The sequence below is a fragment of the Polaromonas sp. JS666 genome (genome assembly GCF_000013865.1).
GTDB lineage: Bacteria > Pseudomonadota > Gammaproteobacteria > Burkholderiales > Burkholderiaceae_C > Polaromonas.
In genome coordinates this window covers 2,362,216-2,378,282 of sequence record NC_007948.1, presented here as the reverse complement: position 1 = coordinate 2,378,282, position 16,067 = coordinate 2,362,216, and the positions used below count along the sequence as shown (strand labels likewise).

Below are 16,067 nucleotides of genomic sequence, written 5' to 3'. Positions count from 1 at the left end.
CCCACTAAACCAGCCGCAGCACGGCGATCGGCGGCAAGTCCCGTGACAGGCACTGCCAGGAGACCCCGGCGTCTTCGCTGACCCACAGGCCGCCCGTTGTAGAACCCATCGCCAGCGTTTGGCCGTCCTCGCTGGCCACCAGGGCGTGGCGATACACCAGATGAAAAGCCCCCTGCTGCGGCAGTCCTTCGCCATGGCTGGTGAACGTGACGCCACCATCGCGGGTTTCGTTCACCACCAGCCGTCCCCCAACGGGTATGCGCTGGGCATCCGAATGCGCAGGCACGAACCAGGCGCGCGCGGGATCAAGCGGATGCGCGGCCACGGCAAAACCAAAGCCGCTGGGTTGCGGCGCGGCGACCGCGTCCCAGAACTCCCCGCCATTGGTCGAACGCCAGATACCGCAGTGGTCCTGGCACCACAGCACGTCCGGTTGGGCTGCGCAGTGCACGACGCGGTGCGGGTCCTGGATGTTGGGGTCAGTGCGGCGCTCCGGCGGCATGTATTCGGCCTCCAGACCCTCTGAGGTATTGCGCCAGTTGGCGCCGCCGTCACTGCTTTGCCACACCCCGCCGCAGGAGATGGCCACCGTCAGATGCTGGGGGTCGCGCGGGTCGACCAATATCGAATGGATGCCGGCATGGTCATAACCCCCGCCAAACCAGTCCTTGCGCTCAGGCCGCAGCCACAGGTTTTCAGCCAGTTGCCAGCTGGTGCCGCCGTCGGTGGAGCTGAACAGCCCCGCCGGCAGGCAGCCGGCCCAAAGAATGCCGGGCCCGGCTTCCAGGCCCCACACCATGTCCACGCTCCACGGCGTAGGGTCGTCCTTCCAGAAGCCATGGTCGGGTTTGGGCGGGAACGCGGGCGCCGCGATGGCCTGCCATTGAACACCGGCATCGACACTTTTCCAGAGCTTGACACCGAAGTGCCCCAGACGCTGCGCCGCATACCAGGCCCCGTCATACGGGTCTATGAGCAGTTGGGTGACCGGCTCGCCGGGAAAGTGCGGCTCGCCGATCTGCCAGCCCGCACTAGACCGACGCACCACAAACAGGCCTTTGCGCGTGCCCACCCAGACGCTGTGTGCCGTCACAGGAGTCACGGGGGTGGCTTGCGCCGCCAGGGTCGGGGTTGCCATGTCTAACCTCCCGAAAGCGCCTGAATCACCATCACCTTGTCCTGCGGCTGCAGTGCAACGTCCAGTTGCGTCCGGCTGGCTATCTGGTGCGCATTGATGAAAACAGCTACATGCTTGCGTATCGCGCCCTGCTCGTCAAGTACATAGCTGCGCAAGGCAGGTGCCGCAAGAAATGCAGCATTGAGGGCCGCACCCAAGGTGGCTGCAGCCACCTGCTGGGGTGGGCATGCAGCATGGCGTGTGAGGGCCGGGGCGAACTCAACGGTGGGCATGACAGCCCTATTTTGCTACCAGATCGCCCTTGTGGTGCGCTCCCGCATCCTTGACCACGGCCTTGTTGGCACCCGGGATTTTGGCGCGGGCAAACAGCGAATACATGGTTGGCACGACAAAAATGGTCAGCAAGGTGCCCAACGACATGCCGCCCACAATGACCCAGCCGATCTGGATGCGGCTTTCAGCGCCGGCGCCATCCGCCAGCGCCAGGGGCACGGCACCCAGCACCATGGCGCCGGTGGTCATCAGGATCGGGCGCAAACGCTGCGACGACGCCTTCACGAGCGCATCAACCATCTCCATGCCCTGCCCGCGCAGCTGGTTGGTGAACTCGACAATCAGGATGCCGTGCTTGGTGATCAGCCCCACCAGCGTGATCAGCCCGATCTGCGAATACACGTTGAGCGAGCCGCCGCTCCATTTCAGGGCCAGCAACGCGCCAATCATGGACAGCGGGACCGACAGCATGATCACCAGCGGGTCGATAAAGCTCTCGAACTGTGCAGACAGCACCAGGAAAATAAACACCAGCGCCAGCACGAAAACAATCGCCAGCGCGCCTTGGGAGTTCCTGAACTCGCGGGAGGTGCCGTTCAAGTCGGTGCTGTAGCCCGTCTTCAGCACCTTGGCTGCGGTCTGGTCCATGAACTTCAGGGCCTCACCCAGCGAGTAGTCGGCCGCCAGGCTGGCGGTAATCGACACCGACCGGCGCTGGCCGAAGTGGTTCAGCTCGCGTGGTGACACGCTTTCATGCACTTTCACCAAGGCCGACAGCGGTATCACCACGTCGTTGCGGCCGCGCACGTATATGCGGTCAATGTCTTCGGGTGTGCTGCGCCCGCTGGCCTGGGTCTGCACGATCACATCGTACTGCTCGGCATCACGCTTGTAGCGCGTCACATTGCGTCCACCCAGCAGGGTTTCAATCGCCTTGGCCACCACTTCGACGCTCACGCCCAAATCAGCCGCCTTGTCGCGCTCCACCTCGATGCGCAGTTCGGGCTTGTTCAGGCGCAAGTCCACATCGGGAGAGACGATGCCGGGATTTTTGGCAATCTCATCGAGCATCTGGCGCACGACCGTGTTCAGGTTCTGGTAGCTGTCCGAGGTCTGGATCACAAAATTGAGGGGCCGCTCGCGAAAGCCCTGGCCGAGAGAAGGCGGCGTGATCGGAAAGGCCGTAACGCCAGGCAGCGCGTTGAATTTCGGTTGCAACTCACGCGCCATCTCCATGGTGGTGCGCTTGCGGTCGTCCCAGTCCACCGTCCGATACACCACACTGGCCTGCGCAACCGTCGGATTACCCACGTTGGCGAAGATGCGGTCAAACTCCTTGAAGGACTGCCCCATTTTCTCAAGCGCCTGGGCATACCGGTTGGTGTAGTCCAGGGTGGCGCCGTCGGGCGCATTGACGTTGGCCAGGATCACGCCGCGGTCTTCGATGGGCGAGAGTTCCTGCTTCATGGACGGGAAAACCAACGCGATCGCCAGTCCGCTGAGCAGCATCACCCCCACCACCAACCAGCGCGCCTGAAATACCCAGCCCTTGATCCGCTGCCCCATGCCGCCAGCGGCCGCGGGTTGGTAGCGCATGGTGACCAGCCAGCGCAGCACAGCGCCATAGCGGTCAGAGGTGGCCGTCAGCACGCGTTCCATCGTGCGGTCAAACAGATTGGGCTTGGGGTTGTGCCTGAGCAGCTGGGTACACAGCATGGGCGTCAGCGTCAGCGCCACAAAACCGGACACCACCACGGCACCGGCCAGCGCCAGTGCAAACTCCACAAACAGGCGCCCGGTGCGCCCCGGTGTGAAGGCCAGCGGCGCATACACAGCGACCAGCGTGGCGGTCATGGTGACCACCGCAAAACCGATTTCGCGCGCACCCCGGATCCCGGCCGAGAAGGGATCCATGCCCTCTTCAATGTGGCGAAAAATGTTTTCCAGCATCACGATGGCATCATCCACGACAAGGCCGATCGCCAGCACCAGGGCCAGCAGCGTCAGGGTGTTGATGGTGAAACCGGCCAGGGCCATCAGGGCAAAAGTGCCAATCAGACTGACAGGAATGGTGACGATGGGAATGAGAGAGGCGCGCAAGGTGCGCAAAAACACAAAAATCACCAAGGCCACCAGTCCCACCGCCTCGGCAATCGTGCGGTAGACGTTCCTGACCGAACGGTCAATGAAGACCGAATTGTCATTGGCAATATCAATCAGCATGCCCGGTGGCAGGTCAGCCCGCAGCCTGGGAATGACGTCCCGTACACCCTTGGACAGGTCGAGCGGATTGGCTGTCGCCTGGCGAATCACGCCCACCGCCACCACCGAGCGGCCGTTGAGCCGGACGGCGGTGCGCTCGTCTGCCGGGCCCTCCTGCACCCGGGCCACATCGCGGACCTTGACGGAAAACCCGTTGACGTTCTTGATCACGATCTCGCCAAATTGCGAAGGCTTCACAAGGTCGGTTTGCGAGGTCACGCTGAACTCGCGCTGCTGCGATTCGATCCGGCCGGCAGGCAACTCCAGGTTGCTGCGGCGGATCGCATCCTCGACATCCTGGGTGGTCAGCCGGTAGGCCGCCAGCCTGTCGGTGTCCAGCCAGACCCGCATGGCGTACTTGCGCTCCCCAAAAATGCGGACATCGGCCACACCCGTCACGGTCTGCAGGCGTGGCTTGACAATGCGGTTGACCAGGTCGTTGATCTGCAGCGGCGTCATCGACTCGCTGGAAAAAGCGATTTGAATGACCGGGAAGGCGTCAGCCTCGACCTTTGCAATGACGGGCTCGTCAATCGCTTGCGGCAGGCGGTTGCGCACACGCGAGGTGCGGTCGCGCACCTCGGCGGCCGCTGAGTCGGCGTCTTTTTCGAGCCGGAAGCGCACGCTGATCTGCGCCTGGTCGGCCCGGCTGATGGAGGTGATCACATCCACCGCATCAATGCCCGCGATGGAGTCCTCCAGCGGCTTGGTCACCTGCGACTCGATCACCTCGGCGGAGGCCCCGGCGTAGCGCACGCTCACGGTGACCACGGGCTCGTCGATCTTGGGGTATTCACGCACCGTGAGGCGATTGAAACTCACAGCGCCAACCAACACGATGAGCAGCGACAGCACGGTGGCAAATACCGGGCGGCGTATGGAGACTTCAGCGAGTTGCATAAGGCTTGATGGCGTCAATCACCGGGGTTCACGCTCAGGCCGGGTCGCGGCCCGCCGGGCTGGCAGGTCGACGCTCGGGTGTTGCAGCGTTGCGGATGGGTGCAGGCGCCGCCGGGGCGGCCTCGGAGACCAGCACGCCACAGGGGTTGGGGCCCGACAGCGCCGCCGGGGCATTGGCCACTGCACGGCCTGGACGAGGAGCGGCCGATGATGCCGCGCTGGCTGCAGCCGGAGCTGCAGCGGCTGCGGATGCTGCGCCTGTGGCGGGCCGCTCTGCCGCCGGGCGGGCCGATCGGGTGTTCGCCATATCCACCACAGCGACGGCAGTACCGTCACGCTGCACGCGCTGCTGGCCCGTCGTCACGACAGTGTCTCCGGGCTCCAGCCCTTCGAGGATTTCCACCTTGCCAGGGCTGCGCAAACCTACCTTGACTTCAACGCGCTGGGTCGTCCTGGTCGGATCGTTCGGTTTACCCAGCAGCTTGATGACGAACTGTCTGCCGCCCAGCGGCACAATGGCCTCTTCCGGAATCACCCTGGCGTTATCGCGCACGCCAAAGACCGTGTTGACGCGCGCAAACATGCCCGGTCGCAACTGCAATTGGCGATTGTCAATGCATCCCCGAACCCCCACTGAGCGGCCATTGGCGTCGATCAGTGGATCAATGGCCTGAATCTGTGCCGTGTAGGGTCGACCTGGCAAGGCATCGATGTCCAGCAGCGCCGTCTGGCCGCGCTTGATCTTGCTCTGAAAACGCTCCGGCAGCCTGAAGTCAACATAGATGGCTTCAATGTCTTCAATATTTACGATGTCCGCACCGTCCTTCAGGTAGTCGCCGACGTTGACCTGCCGGATACCGACGATGCCGTCAAACGGTGCCACGATTTTCAGGCGTGCCGCAGTGGCCCTGGCCAGCGCCAGCTTGGCCTCAGCGACCTGCAGGTTGGCGGCACTTTCATCGAGAGAGCGCTGGCTGATAAAGTTTTGTGCCACCAGTTCCTGGTTACGCTTCTGGTTGGCCCGGGCAATCGACAGCTCAGCCAGGCTTTGCTGGACTTGCGCCAGCGGCAGCTGGTCATCAAACTGCACCAGCACCTGGCCCTTGTGCACGCGCTGCCCATCAACGAAATTGAGCTGGGTAATACGCCCGCTGACCTCCGGACGCAGCACCACCCCCCGGCGCGAACGCAGAGTCCCCACGGCCTGGGTATCGTCCACGAGGCGGGTGAGTTCCACACTGGCGACCTCCACGCTCGGCGGCTTGCCGCCTGCATTTGCGCTGGCAGCCCCCTGAACCGGCGAAGCCGCAGGTGATGCCGCGGACGATCCCCCTGCGCGGCCCTCATTGGATTTGGGCTTCTGGTACCACCATGCAGCGCCCGAGGCAACCGCAATGCCCACAACCGCGACCGCCGTGTAAATTGCTTTGGATGCCATGAAAGAAGTAACTTGTTATGAAAAGAAACAAGCTTTCAATGTAGCAGGACGCGGCGCCGGGCGCAGCCTATCCAGGTCCTTGACCACGAAGTTGTGGACAGCTTTACAACGGCTTTACCAAACCGTCGCAGCACCGCGCTTGCGACAATGCTATGTACGCTTACTTATGGTGCGAATTCTTCCTTTTTCCTCTCATGCCCAGGATGATCCGTGGCAGTTCAAGGAAGTCAGCGACGGCCCAGCGCGCGCTCGACACCCTGGTTGGCCAGCGCATCGGCGCGCTCGTTGCCGGGGTCGCCATTGTGGCCCTTGACCCATCGCCAATCGATTTTGTGGCCGCTGGAAGTCACCAGTGCATCCAGCCGTTGCCACAGATCCACGTTTTTGACGGGTGCCTTGGCGGCGGTACGCCAGCCCCTGGCCTTCCAGCCGTGGATCCACTCGGTGATGCCCTTGCGGACGTACTCGCTGTCCAGGTACAGCGTGACACGGCAGGGCCGTTTGAGTGCGGCCAGCGCCTCGATCACAGCGGTCATTTCCATGCGGTTGTTGGTGGTGACGGGTTCACCGCCAAACAGCTCTTTTTCGGTATCGCCCATCGCCAGCAATACCCCCCAGCCACCGGGCCCGGGATTACCCTTGCATGCGCCATCGGTGTAAATCACCACCTGTGTCTGTGTTGTTGTGCCTGCTTGTGTGTCGGTCATGGGTTGTCGTGAATTCCGGGGAGACGCGAAGGTCTGGCCCCGGGGGTTGAAAAAGTCAGGCCTGCGGCCCGGAGCGCGTTGCCCGCTGCTTGTTGGCCACGGCGGTGGGCGCCGCAGCCGGGTTTTTGCGGGTCTTCCAGGCGGGTTCCAGCAAGCGGACACCCCGCACGCGCTTGACCGCGACCAGGAAGTAAACCGCCCCAAAGATGGGCCACCAGCGCTCGCCGGCCGCATCCATCCAGTCGAAGCGGTCCAGCCATTTCTGGCTGGTCAGCGCCGGTCGGTAGCAGCCAAAACGCCCCGACTCTACCTCAAAATTAAGCAGTCGGAGCCAGTCGCGCAAACGCCAGTAGCCAATGAATTCACCGGTTTTTGGCAGGAACAGGTCCTGATAACCCAGGCGCTGGTAAAAATGGCCGCGCGACTGGCGAAAACCCCAAAGGCTGGTCGGGTTGAACCCGCTGATGACCACGCGGCCTTCCGGCACCAGGACCCGCTCCACTTCACGCAGCGTAGCGTGGGGGTCACCGCTGAGCTCCAGCGTATGCGGCAGGACCACCAGGTCAAGGCTGCTTTCCGGAAACGGCAGTGCCGCAGAATCAGTGATCAGGGCAGCGCGCGGGGAACTTCCCGTGGCCGCGGGGGTCGCAGAAGAGGCTCTGTCAGCCAGAGGTGGCGAAGGGGTTGCGATCAGGGGGGATTCTTGCGCCAGCCACTTGTGCGGCATGCGATTGGCTTGCAGGGCATCGAGTTCGGGCAGGCCCAGCTGCAAGGCATGGAAGCCAAAAATATCACTGACCGTCTGGTCAAAATGTGCCCGTTCCCAGCGCAACAGGTATCCGCCAGGCGGAGTCGTCAGCCAGTCGGTCAATCCTATAATTTCCGAGTTCATCGAAACCACTGCATGTATTTGATTCCCATTCCCGCGTTTACCGACAACTACCTGCGGTTGTTGCATGACGGCAAGCGCGCCCTGGTCGTGGATCCAGGTGATGCCGGGCCGGTGCTTCGCGCACCGGAGCAGCACGCATTGCAATTAGAGTCGATTCTAGTCACGCACCACCCTGCGGACCATACCGGAGGCGTGGACGCTCTGCGAGACGACACCGGCGCCAGGGTCCTTGGTTCTGCCGCTGAGTACCTTCCCGAGCATTTACCCAGGCCCGCGTCCATCGGCCGGGAACTGCACGCAAACCCGTTTCTGCACACCCGGCAAGCCACTATCATGGCAACTGCCCGCCACTTCGACGCGCCGGCCCATGACGACACCACGCTGTTTGCCATCAGGCACTAGAAAAACCAATTCAAATGATGCCCTCCCCACGCACTACGGCTGCTCCCCGATCTTTCATCCTGCACTCCCGCCTCGTTTCGCTTGCGTTCTTGCTCGTGGTCGCAGTGCTGGCCGGTTGCGCCAGCCCACCGGGCATGCCGGGTGATCCGGTGCTCATGACGGGGCAAGCGCCTGCGCCGGCGCAGGAGCCCGACCTCAAGCCGCTGATCCCCAACGGTCCACTGCAGGCCATCACGCCGGGCCAAGCCGGCTCGCACCAGATTGCGTCCACCGAGCCGCCCAGGGAGTTGTGGGACCGGATTCGCCGCGGCTTTGCCATGCCCAACCTGCAAAACGAACTGGTGACTGACCGTGAGCAGTGGTATGCCAGCCGGCCCGACTACATCCAGCGCATGACCGAGCGCTCCAGCAAGTATCTCTTTCATATTGTTGAAGAGCTGGAGCGCCGCCAGATGCCTACCGAACTGGCCCTGTTGCCCTTCATTGAGAGCGCCTTTAACCCCCAGGCCGTTTCCAGCGCCAAGGCCGCCGGGATGTGGCAGTTCATGCCCGCCACGGGCAAGTACTTTGACCTGAAGCAAAACGCTTTTCGCGATGACCGCCGCGATGTTCTGGCCTCGACCCGGGCGGCGCTGGATTACCTGCAAAAGCTCTACGGCATGTTTGGTGACTGGCACCTGGCGCTGGCCGCCTACAACTGGGGTGAAGGCAGCGTGGGCCGCGCGATCGCCAAAAACCAGAGGGCCGGCCTGGGCACCAGTTACCTCGACCTCAACATGCCGGCGGAGACCCGGCTTTACGTGCCCAAGCTGCAGGCCGTGAAAAACATCGTGGCGAACCCGCAGGGGTTCGGCACGGAACTGCCGCTGATCGAAAACCACCCCTATTTCCAGCAGGTGATGATCACGCGCGACATCGATGTGACCCTGGCCGCACGGCTGGCCGATGTCAAGCTTGAAGACTTCAAGGCGCTCAATCCCTCGGCCCATCGCCCGGTCATCATCGCGGCTGGCACGCCCCACATCTTGCTGCCCTGGGACAATGCCATCGTCTTTCAACGCAATTTTGACGCCTACACCCAGGGCCAATATGCCAGCTGGACCGCATGGACAGCCCCGACAACCATGAGTCCGGCCGAGGCAGCGCGACGCACCGGAATGAGCGAGACCGATCTGCGCAGCGTGAACAACATACCACCGCGCATGTTGATCAAGGCAGGCTCCACCCTGCTGGTGCCGCGATCGGCAAAAATGGAAAATGACGTGACAGGCCACCTGGCCGACAGCGCTCAGGTTTCATTGGCGCCTGAAATGGTCACGCGGCGTACCACCGTCAAGGCACGCAAAGGTGAATCAGTCGCCACCATCGCCAGGCGCTACAAATTGAGCGCGGCCAGCGTGGCTGAATGGAATGGCGTCAGTGCTTCTGCCGCCTTCAAGCTGGGGCAACAGGTGGTTGTGTTCTTGCCGGTCAAGAGCCGTGCTTCCTCCGGGCGCAGCAATGTCAAAGCCGTCAAGCGCAGCACCAGCAAGACCATTGTCAAGTCGCGAAGACGCTGACCGAGCCCGGAAAACAGCCGCCATCCTGGCTCAAGCGCTGGTGGCCTGAAGATTGACCGCTGCAGCCCTCACCGACGCATCGTCCCTGTGACGCGGCGCATCTATAAAGCCTGTTTTCCGCGCGCTGGACTCAGCGGGGTTTAAAGCCTGAGAGTCCCCACCCCAAACAGGCCAATGAGCCCGATGACGATGAGGTACACCGCCACGATATAGTTCAAAAGGCGTGGAATGAGCAGGATCAGAATGCCGGCTGTCAGGGAGACGATCGGGCCGATGCTGATTGAGGCGTTCATGGTGTCTCCTGTGGTTTTACGGCCAACTCGTGGCAGTCTCCGTCCTTACGAAGCTCATTGCCAGAGGGCACACCCTAGACTGTACTGAAGCACACGGGTCACCGCTGTAGGACGGCAGGATGAGCTTCACAAACCTGGCAGGCACCCGGGCTTACCAGGACGCCGGCCGGAACCGGATTCACTCTGCCGTGCTACCGGCCTGCTTGATCAGCGCGCCATAGCGAGCCAGCTGGGTGCGCATGTCTCTGGCCAGCTCATCCGGCGAGGTGCCGCGCGGTGTGAGGCCCTGGCCGATCAATTTTTCGCGCACCTCCGGGTCAGCCAGGGCCTTGCTGATCTCGCTGTGCAGCGTCTGCACAATGGCTTTGGGCGTACCAGCGGGTGCCATCAACGCAAACCAGGAGTTGAACTCGAAACCGGGCAGACCGGACTCGGACACCGTGGGTACATCTGCAAACTGCGGCATGCGGCGCGGCGTGGTCACGCCAATCAGCCGCACCTTGCCGGCGCGCACCAGCGAGTTGACGGTAGCGATGCCCTGGAACGCTGCATGCACTTCATTGCCGGCCACGCCCATGGCCGCCTGGGTGGCCCCCTTGTAGGGCACATGGGTCATGGACACGCCAGCCTGCGAGGCGAACAGGGCCATGGCAATGTGCTGAGGGCTGCCGTTGCCACCCGAACCGTAGTTGATCTGGCCAGGCGCCTTGCGGGCACTCGCCAGCAGTTCCGCTGCGCTGCGCTGCGGCGCGTCAGCGCCCACCACCAGCCCCCACTCGACGGTAGCCACCAGCGACACTGCTTCGAAATCCCGCAAAATGTCCCACGGCATTTTGGCCTGAAGGTTGGGCAGCAGGGTCATGATGCTGTCGTTGAACCCGCCCAGGGTGTAGCCATCGGGCGCGGCCTTGGCCACACTACCCGCACCGATCAGGCCGGCCGCGCCGGGCTGGCTCTCGATCACGATCGCCTGCCCCATGTTCTGTCCCATCTTCTGCGCCACAATGCGCGCCGCTCGTGGCTTTGTTCGCCCGGCAGCCAGATGCGGTCCACCCCGGGCATGCGTTCGCTGCCGCGCAGCTCGCGCACCAGTTGGTCGGGTCGACGCGCACCTTGAAGCCGGCCACCTCGCCAAAGGCGCTCAGGTCAATGGCCATGACGGCCTGGCCGGTATTGGTGGTCGTGGTGTCGTCGTGATTGAAATCAATCACCTCGGAGCCCATAGCCGCTCTGTTGAGCGTGCCGGCCAGCAACCCAAGATCAACGACAGGCCATAGCCCTTGTAACCGCCGATAGGCATAAGGAAGCCCTCGTCGGCGCGCTTGGGGTCCAGCAGGGGCTGGCCCAGCCGGTCAATCATCCAGCCGGGGGGGCATCATTTCGCCGCGCCGCGCTGGGCCTTGGCCTTCTTGACCTTGACCTTGCCGTAGACGGCCACCGTGGTAGCCATGTCCAGCACCGCGGGCGGCTCCTCACCCGCAGGTACGGCCACTGCAATCGGGTTGGTCGGCAGCAGCATGTCCAGTCCGCCCCAGGGCGGCAGGTGGTTGGCGTTGCCGACCGCGAAGTACAGGCCAATCATGTCGTGGGCCATCGGCAATGCGGGGTGAGAGCTTGTTCAAATGAATTCCATATCTACAGTTTTTCAGTCTCGCCCGAACGCGGCTGCCACTTCATGAGCCGCTTTTCGAGCTTGCCCACAATGCCATCGAGCACCAGCGCGAAAGCGGTGAGCACCGCAATGCCGGCAAACACGGTGTTCACATCAAACGTGCCTTCGGCCTGCAAGATGAGATAACCCACGCCCCGCGCCGAGCCAAGATACTCGCCCACCACCGCACCCACAAACGCCAGGCCCACCGATGTGTGCAGGCTGGAAAACACCCAGCTCGTGGCACTGGGAAGGTAAACGGTACGCAGCAGCTGGCGGTGGTTGGCGCCCAGCATGCGGGCATTGGCCAGGACCACCGGGCTGACTTCCTTCACGCCCTGATAGACATTGAAAAATACGATGAAAAATACCAGCGTGACCGCCAGCGCGACTTTGCTCCAGATGCCGAGGCCAAACCACAGCGCAAAAATGGGCGCCAAAATCACCCGGGGCATGGAATTGGCAGCCTTGATATACGGATCGAGGATGGCGCTTGCCGTGGGGGCCAGGGCCAGCCAGAGGCCGCAGACCAAACCGAGCACGGTGCCAATGCCGAACGCCAGCACGGTCTCCAGCAAGGTGGTGCCAAGGTGGAGATAAATATCGGCATTGCCAGGCAGACCGTCGGGAAACAGGCGGCTGCCGCCAAAACCGAAAGGCATGAACCAGCTCCAGACGCGGCCGGCGACCTTGATGGGTTCTCCGAGAAAAAACGCGATTTGCTGGTCACGCGAGGCCAGGTGCCAGCCCGCCAGCATGAATACCAGCAAGCCCGCTTGCCAGATGCGCAGATTTTTTCCGGAGGGCTTGATATGGCGCCACATACAAGGGCTCAGGCGGCTTTCTTCAGCTGCTGCGCATAGCCTTTGAGCACTTCGTCGCGCAGCACATTCCATATCTGGGTGTGCAGTTCAACAAAACGCGGTTGGCTACGGACCTCGGCCACATCGCGGGGGCGTGGCAGGTCAATGACAAATTCGCCGATGGGGTGCGTCCCTGGGCCGGCAGAGAGCACCATCACGCGGTCGCTCATGGCAATGGCTTCGTCCAGGTCGTGCGTGATGAAGAGGACGGCTTTCTTTTTGGCCGCCCATAAATCGAGCACCTCGTTCTCCATGAGCTGCCGCGTCTGGATGTCGAGTGCACTGAAGGGCTCATCCATCAGGATGATGTCGGGGTCCAGCGCCAGCACCTGCGCCAGCGCCGTACGTTTGCGCATGCCGCCTGAAAGCTGATGCGGATAGCGGTCACCGAATTCCCCCAGCCCAACCCGTTCCAGCCAGGCCTGCGCCCGCGTGCGAGCCTCGTTGTCGGGTACACCACGGTATTGCAGGCCCATCATGACATTGCCGATGGCGCTGCGCCAGGGCATCAGGGCCTCCGTCTGGAACATATAGCCTGCGCGCGTGTTGATGCCTTGCAGCGGCTGGCCAAACACCCTCACCTCACCCGATGAAGGTTGCAGCAGGCCCGCGCCAATATTGAGCAGCGTGGACTTGCCGCAGCCCGTTGGACCGACTACCGAGACAAACTCGCCCGCTTTGATGCGCAGCGTGGTGTCACTCACAGCCGTATAGCGCTGGCCGGCATCATCCTGCGACACGAAGGTGCAGGTGATGTCGCGAAGTTCCAGCGCACAGACGTGGGCTAAGTCTGCCATGGCGTGAGCCTACCCGGGGCTATCCGTCCAGCAGGTAGCCGGCGGTGCATCTGCAGGGTGTTGCTCAAGCCTTGAACCGGTCTTTCGCCCGGCGTGCGAACTCATTGGTGTAGGTTTTGGTCAGGTCGATCCTGTCGGCTTTGATGTTGGGGTCAAAACTGGCCAGGGCCTTCAGGGCCGTGCGTGCACCGTCCTCAGGAATGATGCCATCGAGCGAAATCGACTCGCGCACCTTGTTGAATGAAGCGAGGTACAGCGCGCGGTCACCCAGCAGGTAGCTTTCAGGCACCGTCTTGATGATGTCGCCCGGGCCGGCGGTCTGCAACCACTTCAGGCCGTGGACGATGGCATTGGCCAGCGCCTGGCAGGTATTCGGATTTTTCTGGATGAATTCCACCGGCGCGTAAAGGCATGCTGCCGGCATCGGGCCTCCGAACACGTCAAGCGTCCCTTTGAGCGTGCGGGTATCGGAAATGATCCTGACCTCGCCTTTTTGCTCCAGCATGGTCATGACCGGGTCGGTGTTGCTCATGGCATCAATCTGGCCGGAGCGAAACGCTGTGAGCGCCCCTGCAGCGGTTCCCACGCCGATGAAACTCACGTCGGCGGCCTTGAGGCCCCCGCGCGACAGCACCAGGTTGGCCATCATGTTGGTGGATGAGCCGGGCGCCGACACACCGATCTTCTTGCCCTTCAGGTCGGCAATTGATCTGTAATTTGGCATATTCTTGGTGGAGACGCCAAACGCAATTTGCGGCGCCCTGCCCTGCAGCACGAAAGCCCGGAACATCTGGTTCTTGGATTGCAGGTTGATGGTGTGCTCGAAGGCACCCGAGCAGACATCGGCCGAACCCCCCACTACAGCCTGGAGCGCACGCGCGCCACCCGCAAAATCGCTGATCTCGATATCCAGGCCTTCGGCCTTGAAGTAGCCAAGCTGCTCGGAAATTGTCAGGGGCAGGTAATAAAAAGCAGCCTTGCCGCCCACGGCAAGGGCGATTTTTGTTTTTTCAAGCCTGGATTGCGCACGCAGGGCCGGCCATGACAACGTCGCCGCGGCCAGCGCGGCACCACCGGCAAAGATCCGGCGCGAAATCAAGGGGGGGCGTGTCATTCGAAATCCTCTCTTTTTATATAGAAAGAAGGATATCGGGACGTTACAAAACCCGCATCGGGGTGATCCCGTGCGGGTTTTTACCGAACGGCGACTCACGGTTACCAGTGGTTACCAGCCCATGGCCCGGCAGAACAGGTCCGGCGCGCCGGACGCGCCTGGTTTCATCGATAGCCGGAAAAAAGAATTCCAATATTGACCAGCATCGCCAGGGCCCAGATCGCAGAGCGGGCCTGGGCCAAATCGGCGATGTACATCATGATGTAGGCGATACGCAGCACGATGAACAGCAGGGCCAGAATATCCAGGCTTGTCTGCCCGGCCTGCAACAGGTGCGCAATGATGACCGCCGCAAAGAAGAAGGGCAGAGCCTCAAAGGTGTTGGCTTGTGCTGCGTTGGCCCTGCCGCGCCAATCAGTCTGCCGGGCCAGCCAGCCGCGCGGGTTGTTGTTGTCATAGCCACCCTGGCGTCTGGGCGTCGTCATCATGCCGTACTTCGCGAGTCCGGCGCAGGCCAATGGCAACAGGGCCGCGATCAGAACACACCAGTAGGCAATGGTGAAACGTGCAAACGTCATGATGAATCCCTCGTCCAGTTTTTTTTGGCTCAGCTTTTTCCCGGCTTTCGCCCAGCTTTTATTCAATGCATCCCGCAGGCTATGAAAATGATAGCGGCTTGCCTGCCCGCGCTTTAAGCTGCAAGTATCGCCGCCGTCATCGGCGGTCCACCAGCGCGTGGGCAATCGTGCCCAAATCCACGTATTCCAGTTCACTGCCTACGGGAACGCCTCGGGCCAGGCGCGTTACCTGCACGCCGCGGCTTTTCAGCGCCTGGGCAATCACGTGCGCCGTGGCCTCCCCCTCGGCGGTGAAGTTGGTGGCCAGGATGACCTCCTGCACCTCACGCGAGGCCGGCGGCAGCGGCTCGCCATGCTCGTCCCGGGGTACGACCCGGTCAAACAGTTTTTGCAGGCCGATGTCGTTGGGGCCAATGCCGTCCAGCGGGCTGAGCTTGCCCATGAGCACGAAGTAAAGACCCCTGTAGGCCAGCGTACGCTCCAGTGCTGCCTGGTCCGCGGGGGTTTCCACCACACACAGCTTGCTTCGGTCGCGTTGCGGATTGGCGCAGGTGGCGCAAACCTCCTGCTCGGTCAGTGTGTTGCACAGGGTGCAATGCCTGACGCTGTTCACCGCATGCTCCAGGGCCCGCGCGATCTGCAGGGCGCCGGGCTTGTCGTGCTGCAGCAGATGAAAAGCCATGCGCGCAGCCGACTTGACCCCCACCCCCGGCAGCTTGCGCAACGCCTGGGTCAGGCCTTCGAGGGCATTGGAGTCAGCCATTGAAAATGCGCGTCCGCCGTGGGTGTTGGGTTTGCAGGAATACCCGGCTACATGCCTGCAATGGCAGCCTCAGCCAGAACGGTGGCGATCAGAATGGAAACTTCATGCCCCCGGGCAGTCCCGGCATGCCGGCTGTCAACTTGCCCATTTTTTCCTGACTGACTTCCTCGGCCTTGCGTACGGCCGCGTTGAAAGCGGCCGCCACCAGGTCTTCGAGCATATCCTTGTCATCGGCCAGCAGGCTGGGGTCGATCTCAATGCGCTTGACGTCGTGCTTGCAGGTCATCGTGACCTTGACAAGGCCGGCGCCGGCGTCCGCCGTCACTTCGACAAAAGCCAGTTCTTCCTGCGCTTTTTTGAGGTTGTCCTGCATCGCCTGCGCCTGTTTCATGAGGCCTGCGAGTTGTCCTTTGTTGAACATGGTTCTTTCCTTTAAA

At 62.4% G+C, this 16,067-nt stretch carries 15 protein-coding genes and 2 pseudogenes; 2 read left to right on the top strand and 15 right to left on the bottom strand.

The features are described 5' to 3' along the window. Positions 1-4 precede the first annotated feature (4 nt). The 6 genes from BPRO_RS11355 to BPRO_RS11330 all read right to left on the bottom strand — a co-directional run bounded on the left by BPRO_RS11355 (position 5) and on the right by BPRO_RS11330 (position 7,610). Positions 5-1,138 (bottom strand): WD40/YVTN/BNR-like repeat-containing protein, encoded by a 1,134-nt coding sequence (locus BPRO_RS11355; RefSeq protein ID WP_011483206.1) that lies wholly within the window; start codon positions 1,136-1,138, stop codon positions 5-7. A 2-nt stretch (positions 1,139-1,140) separates the two neighbouring features. Beyond that, the gene (locus BPRO_RS11350; protein ID WP_011483205.1) at positions 1,141-1,410 is read right to left on the bottom strand and encodes a MoaD/ThiS family protein; all 270 of its coding nucleotides are present in this window, start codon (positions 1,408-1,410) and stop codon (positions 1,141-1,143) included. Positions 1,411-1,417: 7 nt separating this feature from the next. Beyond that, on the bottom strand, positions 1,418-4,573 hold the full coding sequence (locus BPRO_RS11345) for an efflux RND transporter permease subunit (protein WP_011483204.1): 3,156 nt from the start codon (positions 4,571-4,573) through the stop codon (positions 1,418-1,420). A 34-nt stretch (positions 4,574-4,607) separates the two neighbouring features. Continuing rightward, positions 4,608-6,011 (bottom strand): efflux RND transporter periplasmic adaptor subunit, encoded by a 1,404-nt coding sequence (locus tag BPRO_RS11340; RefSeq protein WP_011483203.1) that lies wholly within the window; start codon positions 6,009-6,011, stop codon positions 4,608-4,610. Between the two features lie 227 nt (positions 6,012-6,238). Further along, positions 6,239-6,718 carry a ribonuclease HI gene (gene rnhA / locus BPRO_RS11335; RefSeq protein WP_011483202.1) on the bottom strand — a complete coding sequence of 160 codons (480 nt, stop codon included), beginning with the start codon at positions 6,716-6,718 and terminating at the stop codon, positions 6,239-6,241. Between the two features lie 55 nt (positions 6,719-6,773). Next, complete coding sequence (locus BPRO_RS11330) at positions 6,774-7,610, bottom strand: class I SAM-dependent methyltransferase (RefSeq protein ID WP_011483201.1); 837 nt, start codon at positions 7,608-7,610, stop codon at positions 6,774-6,776. 12 nt (positions 7,611-7,622) lie between these two features. Here BPRO_RS11330 and BPRO_RS11325 point away from each other — a divergent pair. Beyond that, positions 7,623-7,880: pseudogene (locus BPRO_RS11325) on the top strand (MBL fold metallo-hydrolase); the annotation flags it as partial. 146 nt (positions 7,881-8,026) lie between these two features. Next, complete coding sequence (locus tag BPRO_RS11320) at positions 8,027-9,571, top strand: transglycosylase SLT domain-containing protein (RefSeq protein WP_049764110.1); 1,545 nt, start codon at positions 8,027-8,029, stop codon at positions 9,569-9,571. 140 nt (positions 9,572-9,711) lie between these two features. On the opposite strand, the gene BPRO_RS28570 is transcribed toward BPRO_RS11320, so the two are convergent. From BPRO_RS28570 to BPRO_RS11280, 9 genes and pseudogenes are all read right to left on the bottom strand, one after another. After that, positions 9,712-9,864, bottom strand: a complete 153-nt coding sequence (locus BPRO_RS28570) for a DUF3096 domain-containing protein (protein WP_011483199.1) — start codon at positions 9,862-9,864, stop codon at positions 9,712-9,714. 178 nt (positions 9,865-10,042) lie between these two features. Further along, the gene (locus BPRO_RS11315; protein WP_081430573.1) at positions 10,043-10,855 is read right to left on the bottom strand and encodes a Bug family tripartite tricarboxylate transporter substrate binding protein; all 813 of its coding nucleotides are present in this window, start codon (positions 10,853-10,855) and stop codon (positions 10,043-10,045) included. Between the two features lie 216 nt (positions 10,856-11,071). Beyond that, positions 11,072-11,446: pseudogene (locus BPRO_RS30450) on the bottom strand (Ldh family oxidoreductase). Between the two features lie 53 nt (positions 11,447-11,499). Further along, positions 11,500-12,339, bottom strand: coding sequence for an ABC transporter permease (locus BPRO_RS11305; RefSeq protein WP_011483197.1), 840 nt, complete (start codon positions 12,337-12,339; stop codon positions 11,500-11,502). A gap of 8 nt (positions 12,340-12,347) precedes the next feature. Beyond that, the gene (locus BPRO_RS11300) at positions 12,348-13,175 is read right to left on the bottom strand and encodes an ABC transporter ATP-binding protein (protein ID WP_011483196.1); all 828 of its coding nucleotides are present in this window, start codon (positions 13,173-13,175) and stop codon (positions 12,348-12,350) included. A 64-nt stretch (positions 13,176-13,239) separates the two neighbouring features. Further along, on the bottom strand, positions 13,240-14,289 hold the full coding sequence (locus tag BPRO_RS11295; RefSeq protein ID WP_011483195.1) for an ABC transporter substrate-binding protein: 1,050 nt from the start codon (positions 14,287-14,289) through the stop codon (positions 13,240-13,242). 164 nt (positions 14,290-14,453) lie between these two features. After that, positions 14,454-14,867 carry an MAPEG family protein gene (locus BPRO_RS11290; RefSeq protein WP_041389638.1) on the bottom strand — a complete coding sequence of 138 codons (414 nt, stop codon included), beginning with the start codon at positions 14,865-14,867 and terminating at the stop codon, positions 14,454-14,456. 136 nt (positions 14,868-15,003) lie between these two features. Then, entirely contained in the window at positions 15,004-15,630 is a 627-nt protein-coding gene (recR, locus tag BPRO_RS11285; protein ID WP_011483193.1) for a recombination mediator RecR, read from the bottom strand. 88 nt (positions 15,631-15,718) lie between these two features. Further along, positions 15,719-16,051 carry a YbaB/EbfC family nucleoid-associated protein gene (locus BPRO_RS11280; protein WP_011483192.1) on the bottom strand — a complete coding sequence of 111 codons (333 nt, stop codon included), beginning with the start codon at positions 16,049-16,051 and terminating at the stop codon, positions 15,719-15,721. Positions 16,052-16,067: the final 16 nt, after the last annotated feature.

Coding starts and splice junctions, on each gene's coding strand:
- BPRO_RS11345 (WP_011483204.1), bottom strand. CDS start 4,573: ATGCAACTCGCTGAAGTCTCCATACGCCGCCCGGTATTTGCCACCGTG.
- BPRO_RS11305 (WP_011483197.1), bottom strand. CDS start 12,339: ATGTGGCGCCATATCAAGCCCTCCGGAAAAAATCTGCGCATCTGGCAA.
- recR (WP_011483193.1), bottom strand. CDS start 15,630: ATGGCTGACTCCAATGCCCTCGAAGGCCTGACCCAGGCGTTGCGCAAG.
- BPRO_RS11315 (WP_081430573.1), bottom strand. CDS start 10,855: ATGGGACAGAACATGGGGCAGGCGATCGTGATCGAGAGCCAGCCCGGC.
- BPRO_RS28570 (WP_011483199.1), bottom strand. CDS start 9,864: ATGAACGCCTCAATCAGCATCGGCCCGATCGTCTCCCTGACAGCCGGC.
- BPRO_RS11280 (WP_011483192.1), bottom strand. CDS start 16,051: ATGTTCAACAAAGGACAACTCGCAGGCCTCATGAAACAGGCGCAGGCG.
- BPRO_RS11295 (WP_011483195.1), bottom strand. CDS start 14,289: ATGACACGCCCCCCCTTGATTTCGCGCCGGATCTTTGCCGGTGGTGCC.
- BPRO_RS11350 (WP_011483205.1), bottom strand. CDS start 1,410: ATGCCCACCGTTGAGTTCGCCCCGGCCCTCACACGCCATGCTGCATGC.
- BPRO_RS11330 (WP_011483201.1), bottom strand. CDS start 7,610: ATGAACTCGGAAATTATAGGATTGACCGACTGGCTGACGACTCCGCCT.
- rnhA (WP_011483202.1), bottom strand. CDS start 6,718: ATGACCGACACACAAGCAGGCACAACAACACAGACACAGGTGGTGATT.
- BPRO_RS11290 (WP_041389638.1), bottom strand. CDS start 14,867: ATGACGTTTGCACGTTTCACCATTGCCTACTGGTGTGTTCTGATCGCG.
- BPRO_RS11300 (WP_011483196.1), bottom strand. CDS start 13,175: ATGGCAGACTTAGCCCACGTCTGTGCGCTGGAACTTCGCGACATCACC.
- BPRO_RS11340 (WP_011483203.1), bottom strand. CDS start 6,011: ATGGCATCCAAAGCAATTTACACGGCGGTCGCGGTTGTGGGCATTGCG.
- BPRO_RS11320 (WP_049764110.1), top strand. CDS start 8,027: ATGATGCCCTCCCCACGCACTACGGCTGCTCCCCGATCTTTCATCCTG.
- BPRO_RS11355 (WP_011483206.1), bottom strand. CDS start 1,138: ATGGCAACCCCGACCCTGGCGGCGCAAGCCACCCCCGTGACTCCTGTG.